Genomic DNA, 14786 nt, shown 5'->3' with positions numbered 1-14786 from the left:
AACAAGCCGCCAATAGCCGCGGACGAGAGGATGGCTCTACCTTCCTCGGCACGGACAAAGGCTCCGCCCGCGACGAGCGATAGCCAACTGGTCGCCGATTTTCACGCGCGCATGGCTCGCCAATCTCTCGACTGGGCTGATTCCGACAAGGACGGGCGAGTGACCAAGGATGAGTACATGGCTGGCCAAGCTCGTCTCGCCGAACTCAGTAACAATCCGAACGATGTTGCAGGCAACGAGGAACGGTGGGCAGCAATTGACACAACCGGCAAGGGCTGGGTCAACGAGACCGAGCTTGGCGACGGCCTCGCGAAAATGTTTCCAGTGAGCGTCGGACATCTCGATCCCGGCTACGCCGAACGCCTGCGCAATTTACGCACTTAACCTTTTCAATCGTTACTTCAGGAGCATTTCAATGAGCATCTTTGGCAGCATGAAAACTGCGATATCCGGCATGAACGCGCAGGCAAATCGTCTGAGCACGGTTGCGGACAACATCGCTAACGTCAACACGGTCGGCTACAAGAGCGCGTCGATCGCATTCTCCACACTTGTGGTGCCGGGCTCTTCCGGCAACTACAACTCTGGTGGCGTGCAAAGCACGACACGATATTCCATCACAACTGAAGGCAACTACAGTGCGACGACGTCGGGGAGTGATCTGTCGATCAAGGGTGATGGTTTCTTCATTGTTCAGGGCGACGACGGCACTACGGTTCTGACGCGGGCGGGCGATTTTCTCCCTGACGAGAATGGTAATCTCAAGAACTCGGCGCAATACACCCTGATGGGATACCCTTACACTTCCGGATCTCCCGCGGTCGTGGTCAACGGCTTTGATGGCCTCGTTCCAATCAACGTCAAAGACCTCGGAGGTCTCGTTGCAAGGCCATCCGATGCAGGATCTTTTAGCGGCAACCTAAACTCTAACGCGACTGTCGCGCCCACTGGGACAGATACACTCCCGAGCGCGAATAATCCGTCCACCACAACGGCGGACACGAAAAAGATGTCCGTCGTCGGTTACGACAACCTCGGCAATACAGTGATGTACGATTTGTACTTCACTAAAACCTCAGCGGGAGATCCGACGGCTACCCCACCAGTCGATTCGACGTGGGAAATTGCGATGTTCCGCCATGCTGACGCTGCGTCTGGAAATAGCCCGTTCCCCTATTCCAGCGACGCGGTTGCTGTAGAGACATTGACCTTTGACGAGAACGGAAAGCAGACGAGTACCGGCACAGTCACCATCGACGACCCGGTGACCGGCAACACGATCGACATGGACTTCAGCAAAATGGGCCAAGTCGCGTCCGACTTCTCCGGCAACGGTCAGCTGAATGGACAGGCACCAAGCGCCGTCACGGATATCAAGATCGACAAAGACGGCACGGTTTACGCAATCTACAAGTCGGGCGACCCCAAGCCGATTTACCGCATCCCTCTGGCGACGGTCGCAAGCCCGGATTTGCTAACGCCCCTGAATGGTAACGTCTACGCTGCCAACGGAGATTCGGGCGTAACTGTTACAGGCTTCCCCCAAACGAACGGACTTGGTGTCATCAATTCCGGTTCGCTTGAGGGCTCAAACGTGGACCTCGCCGATCAGTTGACGACGATGGTGGAAGCGCAACGCAGCTACACCGCCAACTCAAAGGTATTCCAGACGGGCTCCGATATCCTCGACGTCCTCGTAAACCTGAAGAGATAATCGATACGCGGCCGGGCGCTACCGCCGTGCGCCCGGCTTCGGTCCTTCCATTGATTGCCAACCGCGCCTTTTCATCTCGCTAGAACGCGAAATTAAGCGTCGCTTTGTATCGCCTCGACATCCGGTAGTATAATGCTAACAAAACTTATTCTCTCCGCAGAAGAGCAGAACGCCTTGCAGCGGCTCGGGGGTATGGTGTCCACCCGCACAATCGGGGCACCTGAAGGCCGCCTCGCCAACTGGACAGCTTCAGGACCTGGGCCTGTTGCTCTTATCGGCGGTGAGTGGGTCAACGGAGTCGCACTCTGCCCAAAATTCCTGATCACCCATCCGAGCCGTGTGGTTTCATTGACATGGAATTGGGATACCGGAAGGCTTGGCGAGTGGAGCGATTTCGCTCTGCTTAGACTCATGATCCTGGATGTTGAGACAAAGAGTTGTTGGACTCTCGACGTGACATCACTGCCAAGCTCGACGTTCATTGTACCCGAAAGCGCCCAGATCTCGGCGAACTGCGCCGTCGCGCTGCAGCTGAAAGCAGGTGAACGAGTTGGCAAGCTGTACAGTCCTCCATTTGTGAGGTCCATCGAAGTTGCGGTTAGATACCGGACTCGACCCTGAGGCAGCCAACGTTGTAGGGCCGGTCGCAGCCCGGTCTTGGACGCTGCGTCCAACAAGGCGCACTTTCGGGCCCTGGTTCTCCCCGCCTACCTAGCCGGTGCTTCAACTCTCAAGGAGATATTAGATGGTCAAGACGTGGTTGGTGACTGGGTGCTCGAGCGGCCTGGGGCGCGCGATTGCAGAGACCGTTTTGGCACGCGGCGATCGGTTGATGGCGACCGCGCGAAACCTCACAGGATTGGAGGACCTTGATCGCCAATATGGTGACAGCATCCGCCTATCCGAACTTGATGTTACTGCTGAAACCCTCTGCCAGAAAGCCGTTCGTGAGACAGTTCGCGCTTTTGGCGGGATCGATGTCCTGGTCAACAATGCCGGCTTCGCGCGCGTTGCACCATTTGAGCAGACGAGTGCCGACGAATTCAACCACGAGATCGATGTGAACTTCTTCGGTGTCGTCAACATGGTGCGCGCCGTGCTACCAATAATGCGCACAAATAGGTCGGGTACCATCTTAAACATCTCCTCATCCGCCGGGCGCGTTGCGGCAGCGGGAACTGTCGCCTATTGCGCGGCGAAATTTGCGGTTAGCGGGTTCTCGGAAGCTCTCGCGCAAGAAGTCGGCCCATTGGGCGTGAGAGTTGTCTCCATCGAACCGGGAAGCCTCAGGACAAACTGGACTGCGACCGCCCTTGCACATCCACCTGAACTCTTGCCGGACTACGAAGCGATCATTGGGCCAAACATGGAGTTCGGCAAGACGATCGTTGGTCAGGAGCCGGGCGATCCGCGAAGGTGTGCCGCGGTTATCTGCGACCTTCCGCTGAGCTCAGAGTTACCACAACATCTGTTGCTTGGGAGCGATGCGGTGAAGCGCGTAGATGGTGGTGATCGATCGCGGGCGCTGGACGCCGCGAAATGGTTGGCCGTCAGCGAGTCAATCGGGTTCTCGAACTGATCCTGATTCCTATAGCTCGTAAGAAAAAGGGGCCGTCTCCGGCGGGAAGACGGCCCACTATAAGGACGTGGCGTCCGCTGTCCTCGGCAATGAGGGAGCCGAGGAGAGGTCAAGTCGCTTGGGAGGGGGAGGGCCGCGATCTTGACGATTATATGTTACTCCGTCGGGCATTCGGGAACAGTTATACCTTAGTTTTGCTTGGCTCGGCTTGGAGAAACGCTATCTGCGACGGCGCACCAATTTTTTGCGACGGTTATTGAACGAGACTTTTTGCTCAGGCGTATCCAACAGAAAGTGAGGCCCACTACCGCCCGCTAGCTATCGAACGGAGTGTCCATGATGAAATCTGCTGAAGATGGCACTTGATAACCTGGTACATACCGCTGGCCAAAGTCGCGCAGAAAATTGTCATAGCTTGTCTCGGGGACGTTTCTAACCATATGGCAAAAGCAGCTGGTCATCTTCTTTTTCAGTCCTAGCCGTGGGAAAGCTTGGACGATCGCTCTTATCTCGACAACCGAGATCCGAGAATATTGCAGTCCTACGACGTCGAGGCAGATGCCGGCTGTACACAGCGCTACCTCCGGCTCTTTGTAGAGCCCGATCGACGGAGTGGAGTTGAGCGCAACGCTATCCCAGATGAGTTGCGCACGCTTGCCTAGAACGCCGGCCTCCCAAGCAAAACGTCTCGCGATATCTGCTCCCTCCACCTCGAAGCGGCGGGGTCCCTGAAAGGAGGTGTTCAACGTCACATCGTGCAAAAGGGTACCCAACGCCACGACCTCTTCGTCATGATCGACATTCTGGATTTTTGCCAGGCTCACAGCGAACAGCCATGATCGCACCACGTGATTGAACAGATATGGCTCGTATACTTTTCCAGCGTACTCCAAGGCCTTCCGCACTATTTCTGTGTCCGGCACAACAACGCCAGCTAGGATTCGCTTTTTCTCAACGGACATCTTCATCTCTGGGGTAGCATTTCGACTTCCACTGGGATGGTATTGTTAGATAACTTGGAAAATCTTGGTCACTATACGTTGTGTGTAGCCAGACCGTTATTCGATCCAACTCGGATCGCCCGCTGATCCCCGACGCTTGCATTGTCGGAACGCCTGCTCGATGACAATCCGTCGCAGCCTCATGCACTCTCCGATATCAGCCTCCATTACATCTCAATAGCCGATGACGCAGCCCGTCAGACCTGGTCGGTCCATTTTGAGAATGTTGCTGCCTGGCCGTGGCTCTTCCCATCCTCGTCCAATAGCTGCCAGACAAGACCGTCTTCCATTCTAAACCGAGCACCCGATTTGCGCACACGGAGACAACGGTAGTTCTCAATGAAGCCATTGGTCGTGACGGCATCGAGCAATCGTTGTCGCTCTTCTCTTTCCGGTGCTTCAGCCGAGAGCCGTGAGGGCAAAGCGGTAAATTCCCACCATCCGTAACCGAAGAGATTTTGGGCTCTTCGATTCGCGTAAACAAACCTCGGGTCAGAATCGGTGTTGTGCGCTACCACGACAAAACGAGCCTCTCCGTATAGCCAAGCAGGACCCAAGCCAAGGTGGACGAGTGGCCGCCCGACCAGTCGCAGGTAGCTCTTTGTCAGGAGTTCGAAAAAGGCAGGATCAGTAGATAGGTTCGGCACTTGGGTGGCTCCAGAAGGGTTAACGCAGTTTAGACCCAAGACGTCGATAGACCTTGGGCGGGCGGCGGACTGGTATGGGAGGGGGTGCCTCAATAGCACTCAACGGCGACATTCATTGCCGCCTCTTCCTGTCGGATCCGGATAGACAGCGGGATCATGTAAAAGCGGCAAGCCGAGAATCAGCGTCCAAAAAGAATTCAGAGCTACAGCGAATCCAACCAGCTCTGGCAACACGTTGAGGAAGTAGTTTGGGTGCCGTGAGATTCGGTATAGCCCTGATTTGATATGCGGATGGTCCGGCGCGATCAGGAGCTTCACGGTCCAAATATAGCCGAGACTTCTAATCACAAAGACCAACTCGACCATCGACAGCAGTACAGCAGCACACTTGTGCCATATCCATGTCACCACCGGCGTGTCATTCTGTAGCCACTCTACTGTCGCCAGGACATAATATGCCGCATGGGACAACGCGAGAGTTATCGTGTTGGCACGCCCAATTTCGCGGGAACCGAGAGCCCGCAGGCGAATTTCATTGACCGTTGATACAGCCAAACTCACGAAGCGGACGGCGAAGGCGAGCAAGATGAAAGTCGGCAGAAGGGAATCCATGGATATCTCGATCAACTGTCACAGATGCATCAGCTTTCTGAGCATCGGAGCTGCCCTGTCAAATCAGGTACCGACACCTCAAACAACGTACACTTCAGTTTGATTGCGCATTGAAACCATCCGGATATTCGTACGAAGCGTGCTGCTAGGTGAACCGAAGTTTAGGATGCACGGCAAGCAATCGCCGGATAGAGCAATATCGCACTCTGATCTCAGTCCTTTCAAACAAGCCGGCAGCCCAATGACATTCCGACTCCACTTGATTTCCGATCAAACTGGAGTTTTCCGAGTTGATGACATCCTTTGGGTAACATCGACCGACGGCGGAGCAATCGAAGACGTTTACTTGGTGCTTGCATCCTCGCCGAAGTCCGGCCTCTTGGAGCCGACGACCCGTAAGGATCGCCGGCCCGGCCGCATTGTTCATTTTGGCGGAGGCAAAAAAGCAGTCAGTGCAGTCGTCACGGCTGCGGGTTGTTCTTCGGGGATCCAGTGCCCCGCCCCCTCCACGACCACAGAACGAACGTTCCTCGCAACGTGGCCAATATGGTCGCCGTATACCGCGCCTAATCCGCCAACACCGCTCATCGCGAGGACAGGCATTTTAAGCTTGCGCTGAGCGAAGGTCCTGTTCGCTACGACGTCCTCAGGAAACGCGCGATAGTATTCGAAACCAGCACGAAGCGCTCCAGGCTGAGAATAGGAACGGCCATATATTTCGTCCGCCTCGTTGTCGAATGCGCGCGAATTGACACCTTCTACGTTATGAAACCATTTCAGGTATTCGAGCTCACGCCCAGCAATCAGCATTTCCGGAACGTCTCGCAGCGCGTGAAATCTGAAATGCCAGGTGCGTGGGCCCTGGACCCACTCGTCCCAAGGCTCTATTCCCGGCAACGGCACGTCCAAAATCGCCAAAGTCTCGACCTCGGCGGGATGCTGAGCAGCGTAGGCGTAAGCGACCATCCCGCCCATGTCGTGGCCTGCTAGATTTATCGTAGGGCCAAGACCAAGATTGTCCACCAGTTTCCGAATATCTTGTGCAATAGCCGCCTTTTCGTATCCGGCGGCGGGCTTTGCCGTATCGCCCAACCCGCGCAGATCGGGCGCGAGAACCGTGTACCCCCGAGCTACCAAGTCTGGCATAACATATCGCCACATGTAGGATGTGGTCCCCCAGCCATGAAGCAGAACGACCGTTTTTGATCCACCGCGAGCAAGTAGGTAATGGTAGGATACACCGTCAACACTCGACTTCCCGTCGACTATCGAGTTGGTCCTGGCGGACGGACTATCGGCCAATACGGCCTCCGCCATGCAATGACTACCACCTGTTAGAACCCAGAGTCCCAAGGCAACAGCAGCAAATCTTCTCATCTCACACTCCAAATCGTCCAATGGGACGTCCTGAAGACGAGAAACTCAGCCGGACGTATATAGAACCATCGTTTACGGCCGACCCATAAAGTCCAAAGGATGCCCGGCCCCTCAGGGCCGCGCATCGTCAGTTCGCGCCGCTCGCCCACAGTCCATAAACGGCTAGCTGGCCTGGGCCGATATCGGCATATCCAATCGCACGAATTGCGACCTCATCAGAGTCTTGATCGTAACTGGCAAGGAGATAACCGCTGACTGGCCCATACTTGCCGTATATCTGACCAGAAACGCCGTAGTCGTTCGGGCCATCCGTGAAATCATCCGGTAGATCATCGAGCGACAAACCAATCGAAATTATCCGACCCGTATTGGTAGCGAATAGCATTCCAGCGAGTGTCGTTTGTGGCGAGAATGTCGGTTTCGCCGCTCGCATCATCATCCCACCAGCTATATTGCATACCGACGCGCAAGCCAGCGATGTCGATATATCCTTCATTCAGGAACGTCTCGTCATCGATGTTTGTCCGCAGCGTGATGAGGCCAGTGAGCGTGCCCCACTCGGTATCGCTCTTCGATGAGAACGAAACCTGACCTCTGGTGAAGAATGACCAGTCGGAAGTTCCGCTAATATCCCTACCGAAGCGAACCTCCGTACGAATATAGCCTCCAATCTTGAGGCAGGTATCCGAGCCGGGAATGAAAAAGTAGCCCGTGCCGTAGGCGTCGCAAACTCGGACATACTCCACGGTTCCGGCTGCGCCGCTACAATCGCATGGTGCATTTGAAAGTCCGACCTCCGGATCGGGCTTGGTGCCGACGAGCCATTCTTGCCCTATCCCGCCAATTTCGTGTGGCTGCCTGTCACCAGTCAGCCCCGTGCTTGAATTGCGGGAAATCCACCGTGGCTTTCTCCACGCTTGACGCGCATGGAAAGCCGGAAAACAAGGCGTTCAAAAAAGCCACTCTAAATCGCTATCCTTTGGCATCCATCGGAAGCAATGGCCATCCAGTCGCTGCAATATCTGAACCGATCGGGTACCTGTTCATCGTGACGACGAAGATGGAGCTCGATGTTGCCGTAGCGAGCGCTGTTGGCCGCGGATAAAGGCACAGCTTTGAAAGGCTTGGGGTCTCGGTGACCGGACCGCGACTGACTGTAAAAAGTCAGGGTTCCAAGGAGAAGCATCTCGTCGCCCAATGTGGTGAGTTCCGGCAAATTCTCAAACCGATGAACTAATTTCCCGCCACGAAGGCCGTATTCGGTCGGCTCCAAAATCGCCTGCACGTTCTGCTCCCAGTTGACAGGCCATTCAAGGTCTTCGAGGACCCGCGCCGATGATACAACAGCGTCGAATGCCTCTTGATGTTCTTCAGTAAGACCATTGAACGAGCTGTTTGAGAACCGGACCATCTGCATGCGTCGAATAGATGACACGTAGTTTTCGATAGCTGCGCCTAGTCCTTTCTCAAAGGGCCACCGGTCAGAAATGCAGCCGTATTCTGCTACCCGAAATTCCAATGCGACTCTCGGCAAACTAGCGTCCCGCGTGATTGACAATGCCTCTTCAACTCTCTTTTCGGTGGCATCTTTTCGAAGCAGCGAAGCCAACTGCCGTCGATAATACAGATCCAGCCTTTGCTCCTGCACGTCGGTAAGTTCAATCTTCTGATCCATCCTCGGGGCTCCCTTGTAAGACAAGGATGGTGCCAGATTTCGTCGGCGACAACTGGGAAAAGACACTTTGATAGAACGGTTTTCACCGGCGATTGGATATAGCCGCTGGGCGCAGCTAGCCGGAGGCATTGGCTACATCAGCCTGTGAGAATGTGCAGAGGAGTGCCCATGAAGGCGAGCTCGTTCAGCGAGCACCATACTTCGTACTAATGACGCACCCGGTTTCATCTATAGTATCAAACTTGGTCCGGACCACGTGGATCTCGTACGACATTGGCGCTCTGACTCCTACAATAAAAAGCGAGGGTGCCCATTTAGCGTGCCGTGGATCCGCTTCGGCCGCAAGAGCCCATATCCACGTAACTTCGCATTGTAAAAATTCGATAGAAAGCTCCTGAGGAGCGGAAGTACCACCGACGACTGGGAAGTTCGAGCGGCTCAGAACTCGCTGCGAAGGCCCTACAGGGAATGCGAGATTGCTTGCAGGTGTCAGGGACTACCACGGAGGCAACGGCACGCTATGAGACGGGTAGATGCCCCCGACAGCAGTGGGCATCTTGCAACCCCTGCCACCTTACGCAGCTTCGGCGAAACGATCTTGCAGTTCGCGAAAGCCATCAAGTCGCTTCTGGATGGCGATCGCCAAGGTTTGCGTTTCGCGCCATGCGAGCTGCAGCGCGACCTTTTGGTCCTCGGTTTTGCGCTGCGCATGCAACGTGGTTATGTCATCGTAATTGATCGCGGCGTTAGCGCTTGCATCTTCGGCGGCGGCAAGCACGACGGCCCCAGCCAGCGCGTTGACAAGAAGTTCCGTATCGGACCGCATGATCTTCAGGCGATCAATCGCGGCAGTCAAAAGTTCGGTCATTTTCCTTCTCCAACAATTTCCGTTGTCAGAATGTTGGGCCTAAGCGCCTGATCGGGTCAAGCCGGTTTGGGGCATTTGGCTGATTTGATTTCTCGGACCGTCTCGCAATTTTCAGTTCCGCATTTGCTTTGCGAAAAACCTCGCCACGCTTTCATGAACGCGCGCAATCTCCAGGCGATTCACTTGATTCAAAGCATGCCGCTGAAAACAACCATCTCAGTCGCTTTCCGAAACACCGTATTTGTTCAAGGATCACTTCGCTTCAGCGTAGAGGGCCTCTCCATCGCGGCTAAGGAGGATGACCAGGGCTACCTGAATGACGTTACTCGGCTAAATGAGGCCAGTGCGGATACATCCGCGCGGCCACGGCCTTCCTCATCGCGATGGCAAGCGCATCGTTGAAAATCTCCAGTGCCCGTTTTGCCTCGTCCTCGGTCAGCCAGCCTTCGTCGATCCGCCAAGATTTGTAGAAAAGTGCATCGAAGTCATACCGCCTTATCCAGTGTATAGTCGCCCTCACCTCCTCGTGAGTTTTTGGCGGCATCCTCAGCACCCATTCTTTTGAGGCCCCCTCGTCCTGTTCGCTATCCCCGGTCATGTATACTGCGATATCTTCGTCGGTAACCAGAGCCAGACGTTCTACCTCCTCTCGTATCCTCGCCGGCATCTGCTCGCATGCATCGTTAACTGCATCAAGGAAACGGGAATCCTTTGTGAAATCGATCCGCCATTCCACGGGGTTGTCACGCCAAAAAATTGCTTCGGACGCTGCAGTCCATTCGTTCCCATCGAGCAAGCCCAGCATGCGCAGGAGTGAAGCAACGCCCGGACTGGCATAGGCAGCCCACTTCTCGTATCCGGGCGGCTGATGGAGACTTTCGTTTTCTGCCCCGAGCGGTTGCTGTGGGCCGATGTCTTCGGACGGAAGAAACGTGATCAACCCGTTCTCAGCCGCGAGAAAGATAACCGCAACCGCGACATCGTCGCAGCGGGGCAAGATTGCGGGCAACTCGGGGTTTTCCCGCGGTACTGCTCCATCAATGGTTTCGTCGGCCTGACCCATTGCGACAAGCGCCTCGCAAGCAATTTGAAAGGCCGTCACGAAATGATGTTGCCATCCCGATTCGCGACTGCCCGGGAGATTCGCCGCCAGGAACTCGATGACCGGTCCGACCCACTCCGCCGTCGGCGGCTCGCCTTTCCCGCCCTGCGCGTCCTCTGCGGCTTTCGCCAGACCCGGCATGAAAACCGGATGGTCGAGAAGACCTTCCATCAGATCACCGAGCTCAAAAGCGATCTCTAGGGTCTTCCAATAAAGTCGTGTCTCGCCCAGCAACGCGACTTCAGCAATTTCCCTTTCGGAGGCGCTCGCCAGTCCCCGCAACGAACGGGCAGGAACCGCGAAGGACGAGCGATTGGTGAATTCGACAACGACGGTTCCGGCCCGTCTGTCGTAGCGAACAGTGCGCGGTGTTGGATGGGACATTCGAACTCCAGCGCTCAAGGTGGTTGTTGGTCTACAATTCGTCACCCGGGTCGGGATCGGCGTCGGGCGCGCGGTCGAGGATGGACAACGCGGCGTCTACAATTTCGCCTCTTGGTCCCGGATTCGGAGTAACCTCGACGACCAAATTCGGATCGAACCCGGTCTCCTCTTGCGGATACCCACGCGCGTTCGAGACGATCCGCGTGTCGGAGACCAAGTAGTCGTTACGGTGATGGACGTGACCATGCACCCATAGCCGAGGCCCGACCTCGCGGAGCAGGTCTTCCATGTCCGACGCATAACAGGCGCTGAGTGGATCGTGCCGAAAGCCCAAGCCGAGCGAATGCGGCGATGGGGCATGATGGGTGACGACAACCGTCGTCTTTGTTCCTGCGTTCTCGCGAAGCTCGGCATAGATAAAATTGCGGGTTTCGACGTGCTTCTGGTAGGCGTCGAGCGGTCTGAATTTTCGAAACGGTCGCTTTGACAGCTTGATCTTCTTGAAGTCATTCATTCCAGATCCGGCGTAGGACATGGCGACGGTGGGATTTCGGCCATACAGCCTGAAGTCGGTCCACAAGGTCCCGCCGACGAACCTGACGCCGTCGATCTCGCACGCCTCGTTCTCGAGAAAATGAAGGTTTGGAAGGTGGGAGGCGTACTCGCGGGCGTCACGAATGCCTTCCTCGATCGCGGTTGAATAAAAGTCGTGATTCCCTGCGACGACGACCACCGGAATTTGCTGCGCGAAACCCTTGGCCAACCAACGAAGGCCGTTAACGATGCCTTTTATCGCAACGTCGCCAGCACAAACAATGACGTCGACACCATTCGGCGGGGTCTGCAAAAAAGGCTCGCCAAATTCGAGATGGATATCGCTTACAATCCAGAGCTTCATGGTTGTTTTCCCCTCATGAACTCCGGCGTGCCGAACACACCCATTATCAGGCGGGCGATTTGGTGGTCCACACCGAGCCGCTTCCAATGAAGCCGCATGCCACCGATCAGCTCGACTTCCGCGATGTCGCCCTCGGGTGCATCGACCAGGCCCTGCAGCGACCGGGCCGGAACCGTGAAGGTCGAGCCGTTGTCGAACTCGACGACGATCCGTCCCGAGGCCTGGTCGTAGCGGGCGGCGCTTGCGGCCGGGTGTTGCAATCTCGGTTCATCAGTCCGCGCGCCTCCTATCACGATCCGGCGTCCGAGGGGCGGGAGGTCAATTTCGGCGAGGCCCGCTCCCAGGGACTTTTCTCGGTCGGGTCCGGTCTTGCCGCGGCGATGTGTGAGCTTTCTCGAGCGCTTTGCCATCATCTAAGCCCCCGTGGCGCTGCGCGGCAGCTTCGCAAGGCTCACCGTCGGCCTTCGGTGTCGTTTCACGATCTCAACGACCTCGTCCCCCGTCATGGCTTTCGTTTCCATAAGACGCCCGACGATTTCATCAAGGGCGGCACGGTTGGCATTGATTATCGACCTCGCGCGGACAAGTTCGCACTCCAGGACATCATGGACACGGCGACGAAACTCGGAATTGTGGACACGCAACGCTCTCAGTCGCTCTGACTGGAGGTCCTCGACAATCAGCGTGTGCCCCATGCCCCGTCCTCCTTCGAGCGCCGTTGCGAGCTCCGTTGCGAGATTGAGGTCTGCGGTTTCGAACCCCGACGAACCGTCGGCGAAAGTGCCGAAGTGTTCCAATTCGGCGGCTAAACCGCCGACGCAGACGGCGATCGCGTTGAGGTAGTCCGACCGCGTCTTCGGCCTTCCCTCGGCCTGACCGTATTCGACATAACCCAACTCGCTGGGTTGCCCCTGGATACGATAGCGCGAAATCTTGACCTCGTTGACATGTCCGTGGCCGATTTCGACCGCAACGAGGGCATGACCCGCTTCGTGGACGGCGAGTACCCGGAGGTAGTCTTCGGTAAGCTCCGCCAATGGCCGCAACTGATCGATGATGTGTTCCGCCGAAAGGGCTTCGAGGCTCCGCCGCGCTTGTCGCCTGGCGTCCCGAACCAGCTGTTCGATGTCGGCACCAGAGAAATTCTCGCTTGCCTTCGTGAAACGATCGGCGTGGGATTCATTCAACTCGAACCCACTGTGAAATGCCAAAATCGCCAGCCGGGATTGCGCGTCGGGGAGCCCGACTATGAAATGGCGATCCAACCGTCCGGCCCGCCGAATTGCCGGGTCGAGGTTTTGTGGATGGTTGCACGCCGCGACCACAACCACACCCGCGCGCTGATGGAAACCGTCGAGGAGTTCCAGAAGCCCCGAGATGGCGGTCGTCATGTATGCGTTGTTGTGATCGTGGCGGTTTCGGGTGCCAAAGGCCTCCACTTCATCAATGAACAGAATGGACGGAGCTTTCGACCTGGCCTCCTCGAAGGCATCCCGCACGGCCTTCAAAAAGTCGCTAAGTGAACCTGCGCTCTGCCATGTCGAGAATGACCCGGCGATGACGGGTACCAGGCAGGTGTTGGCCAGGGCACGGACGAACGTCGTCTTTCCGGTTCCCGTCGGCCCGCTAATCAAGACTCCGTCATCGACGTCCTCCCACCGGATACGACCCGCCTTGTAATCCGCAAGGTCGCGCGCGAGATCATACCCCCACTCCACCAATGGACCGTATCCGGCCATGTCCGCGAGTGTCGGCCCACTGACCTTTGGTTCTGGCACGTTGGAGCGCGTCGACGGAAGTTGCCGTAACCTCTGAAGAGAGAGTATCGGCGAGCGGCCTTCCTGGAAGGCCTTGTCCAACCGGGACCACGGCTCCGAAAGAAGAAGTTCGACGTCTCTCTCGACGATGGGCATCCCGAAACGCCTGAGCGCGGCCTCGACATGCCCCCGGCTCCGCAGCGGAACATCCACCACAATGTCCGCGAAGAGCCTCGCCTCGTCATCCAGGGCTTTGTCAGGCTCCTTTGCAAAGATTGATCGATCTACTCCCAAGACTTCGAACTGGTCGCGGTTGGAGTAGCGTCCGCCCCAGTCACTGACAAATGGGCGGGCACCTTCCTTGTAATCCGCGACCCCGTGTAGGAAGACTCGGGCGGCGGCCATATAGACGGAAAGGCAGCCTTCCTCCTGAAGACAAAGGATTCCCTTGAACCTGGCGTTCTTCTTGTTCCAGGGTCGAAGTGCCGCGGCGATCCCGCAGAAGGCGATGAAGACCGGAAGGGTAATGGAGGTTTCTTCGCCGGGATTGCTCGGCTTCCACGGGACTGGAGGCTTTCTGGTCGACGGCGGCGGGGGCTCGTTTGGAACCTCCAGAAATTCTACGGTGTCCATCAATGTGAATCCCCGAACGACTTGCCCCTCGTCCGGGACCTCTCCTCCCAGTATTCCGGTTCGACGCGTGCGCCCAACCCGTACCAGCGGGACATCGTGCGCGCGATGCCGCGTTCCGGATCGAGATAGAAAAGTTCGCTCGAACACGCCGGCCTTCCGTCGGCGATGATCGGATGTCCGAGTGGCCGGCCGACCAGGCAGGGCACCGGGCGGGTCCCCAGAGCCCAGCTGGTCAGGACCGCTTTCGGTTCGATCGCATCGACGCAACGGTCGATGTTTTCGAGGTCGTCGGCGAGACGTCGCAGCTTCTCCACGAGTTCCGCTCCTGACCTTTCAAACCGAGCGCGGGAAACCGAATCATCATGCCGCATCGCGAGTCCTCGAATCATTGCCCTCATTTAGAAAGGCGTACGGAGTCTTATAGACTCCATTTGAGATAGTAAAAGACCTCATACGGTATCAATTGACATTTTTTCGGAGGGCCGGCTTCTCAATAGCAATGAGGATACCTGCCCCACCGGACGCCCTGCGCGTCGCTC

14 protein-coding genes and 1 pseudogene are annotated in these 14786 nt (G+C 56.6%); 3 read left to right on the top strand and 12 right to left on the bottom strand.

The features are described from left to right. Positions 1-30 precede the first annotated feature (30 nt). From JNB88_RS09520 to JNB88_RS09510, 3 genes are all read left to right on the top strand, one after another. Positions 31-384: a CREC-EF hand family protein gene (locus tag JNB88_RS09520; protein ID WP_223217136.1), complete on the top strand. Its 354-nt coding sequence runs from the start codon at positions 31-33 to the stop codon at positions 382-384. 31 nt (positions 385-415) lie between these two features. Continuing rightward, the gene (locus JNB88_RS09515) at positions 416-1714 is read left to right on the top strand and encodes a flagellar hook protein FlgE (protein WP_220355241.1); all 1299 of its coding nucleotides are present in this window, start codon (positions 416-418) and stop codon (positions 1712-1714) included. Positions 1715-2459: 745 nt separating this feature from the next. Beyond that, positions 2460-3293: an SDR family NAD(P)-dependent oxidoreductase gene (locus JNB88_RS09510; RefSeq protein WP_220355240.1), complete on the top strand. Its 834-nt coding sequence runs from the start codon at positions 2460-2462 to the stop codon at positions 3291-3293. Between the two features lie 314 nt (positions 3294-3607). Here the strand turns inward: JNB88_RS09510 and JNB88_RS09505 are convergent, their stop codons facing one another. The 12 genes and pseudogenes from JNB88_RS09505 to JNB88_RS09450 all read right to left on the bottom strand — a co-directional run bounded on the left by JNB88_RS09505 (position 3608) and on the right by JNB88_RS09450 (position 14561). Next, the gene (locus tag JNB88_RS09505; RefSeq protein ID WP_220355239.1) at positions 3608-4255 is read right to left on the bottom strand and encodes an HD domain-containing protein; all 648 of its coding nucleotides are present in this window, start codon (positions 4253-4255) and stop codon (positions 3608-3610) included. A gap of 236 nt (positions 4256-4491) precedes the next feature. After that, on the bottom strand, positions 4492-4941 hold the full coding sequence (locus JNB88_RS09500; RefSeq protein WP_220355238.1) for an MEKHLA domain-containing protein: 450 nt from the start codon (positions 4939-4941) through the stop codon (positions 4492-4494). 99 nt (positions 4942-5040) lie between these two features. Then, positions 5041-5553, bottom strand: a complete 513-nt coding sequence (locus JNB88_RS09495; RefSeq protein ID WP_220355237.1) for an isoprenylcysteine carboxylmethyltransferase family protein — start codon at positions 5551-5553, stop codon at positions 5041-5043. A gap of 423 nt (positions 5554-5976) precedes the next feature. Next, entirely contained in the window at positions 5977-6870 is an 894-nt protein-coding gene (locus JNB88_RS09490) for an alpha/beta fold hydrolase (protein WP_223217159.1), read from the bottom strand. Positions 6871-7060: 190 nt separating this feature from the next. Further along, positions 7061-7732 (bottom strand): annotated as a pseudogene (locus JNB88_RS09485) (porin); the annotation flags it as partial. Positions 7733-7894: 162 nt separating this feature from the next. Further along, positions 7895-8605, bottom strand: a complete 711-nt coding sequence (locus JNB88_RS09480; RefSeq protein ID WP_220355236.1) for a hypothetical protein — start codon at positions 8603-8605, stop codon at positions 7895-7897. A 574-nt stretch (positions 8606-9179) separates the two neighbouring features. Then, positions 9180-9473 carry a hypothetical protein gene (locus tag JNB88_RS09475; protein WP_220355235.1) on the bottom strand — a complete coding sequence of 98 codons (294 nt, stop codon included), beginning with the start codon at positions 9471-9473 and terminating at the stop codon, positions 9180-9182. 322 nt (positions 9474-9795) lie between these two features. Further along, entirely contained in the window at positions 9796-10809 is a 1014-nt protein-coding gene (locus tag JNB88_RS09470) for a hypothetical protein (RefSeq protein WP_220355234.1), read from the bottom strand. A gap of 181 nt (positions 10810-10990) precedes the next feature. Further along, the gene (locus tag JNB88_RS09465) at positions 10991-11857 is read right to left on the bottom strand and encodes a metallophosphoesterase (RefSeq protein WP_220355233.1); all 867 of its coding nucleotides are present in this window, start codon (positions 11855-11857) and stop codon (positions 10991-10993) included. Beyond that, the gene (locus JNB88_RS09460; RefSeq protein WP_220355232.1) at positions 11854-12270 is read right to left on the bottom strand and encodes a DUF2442 domain-containing protein; all 417 of its coding nucleotides are present in this window, start codon (positions 12268-12270) and stop codon (positions 11854-11856) included. Before JNB88_RS09460 ends, JNB88_RS09465 begins: the two co-directional genes overlap by 4 nt. Beyond that, positions 12271-14247 carry an AAA family ATPase gene (locus JNB88_RS09455; RefSeq protein WP_220355231.1) on the bottom strand — a complete coding sequence of 659 codons (1977 nt, stop codon included), beginning with the start codon at positions 14245-14247 and terminating at the stop codon, positions 12271-12273. Next, positions 14247-14561, bottom strand: a complete 315-nt coding sequence (locus tag JNB88_RS09450; RefSeq protein WP_338110981.1) for a hypothetical protein — start codon at positions 14559-14561, stop codon at positions 14247-14249. Before JNB88_RS09450 ends, JNB88_RS09455 begins: the two co-directional genes overlap by 1 nt. Between the last annotated feature and the right edge of the window lie 225 nt (positions 14562-14786).

This window comes from Rhizobium cauense (assembly GCF_019511525.1).
Lineage (GTDB): Bacteria > Pseudomonadota > Alphaproteobacteria > Rhizobiales > Rhizobiaceae > Rhizobium > Rhizobium cauense.
The sequence above is the reverse complement of the archived record's forward strand: the minus strand, read 5'-3'. Positions and strand labels throughout refer to the sequence as shown.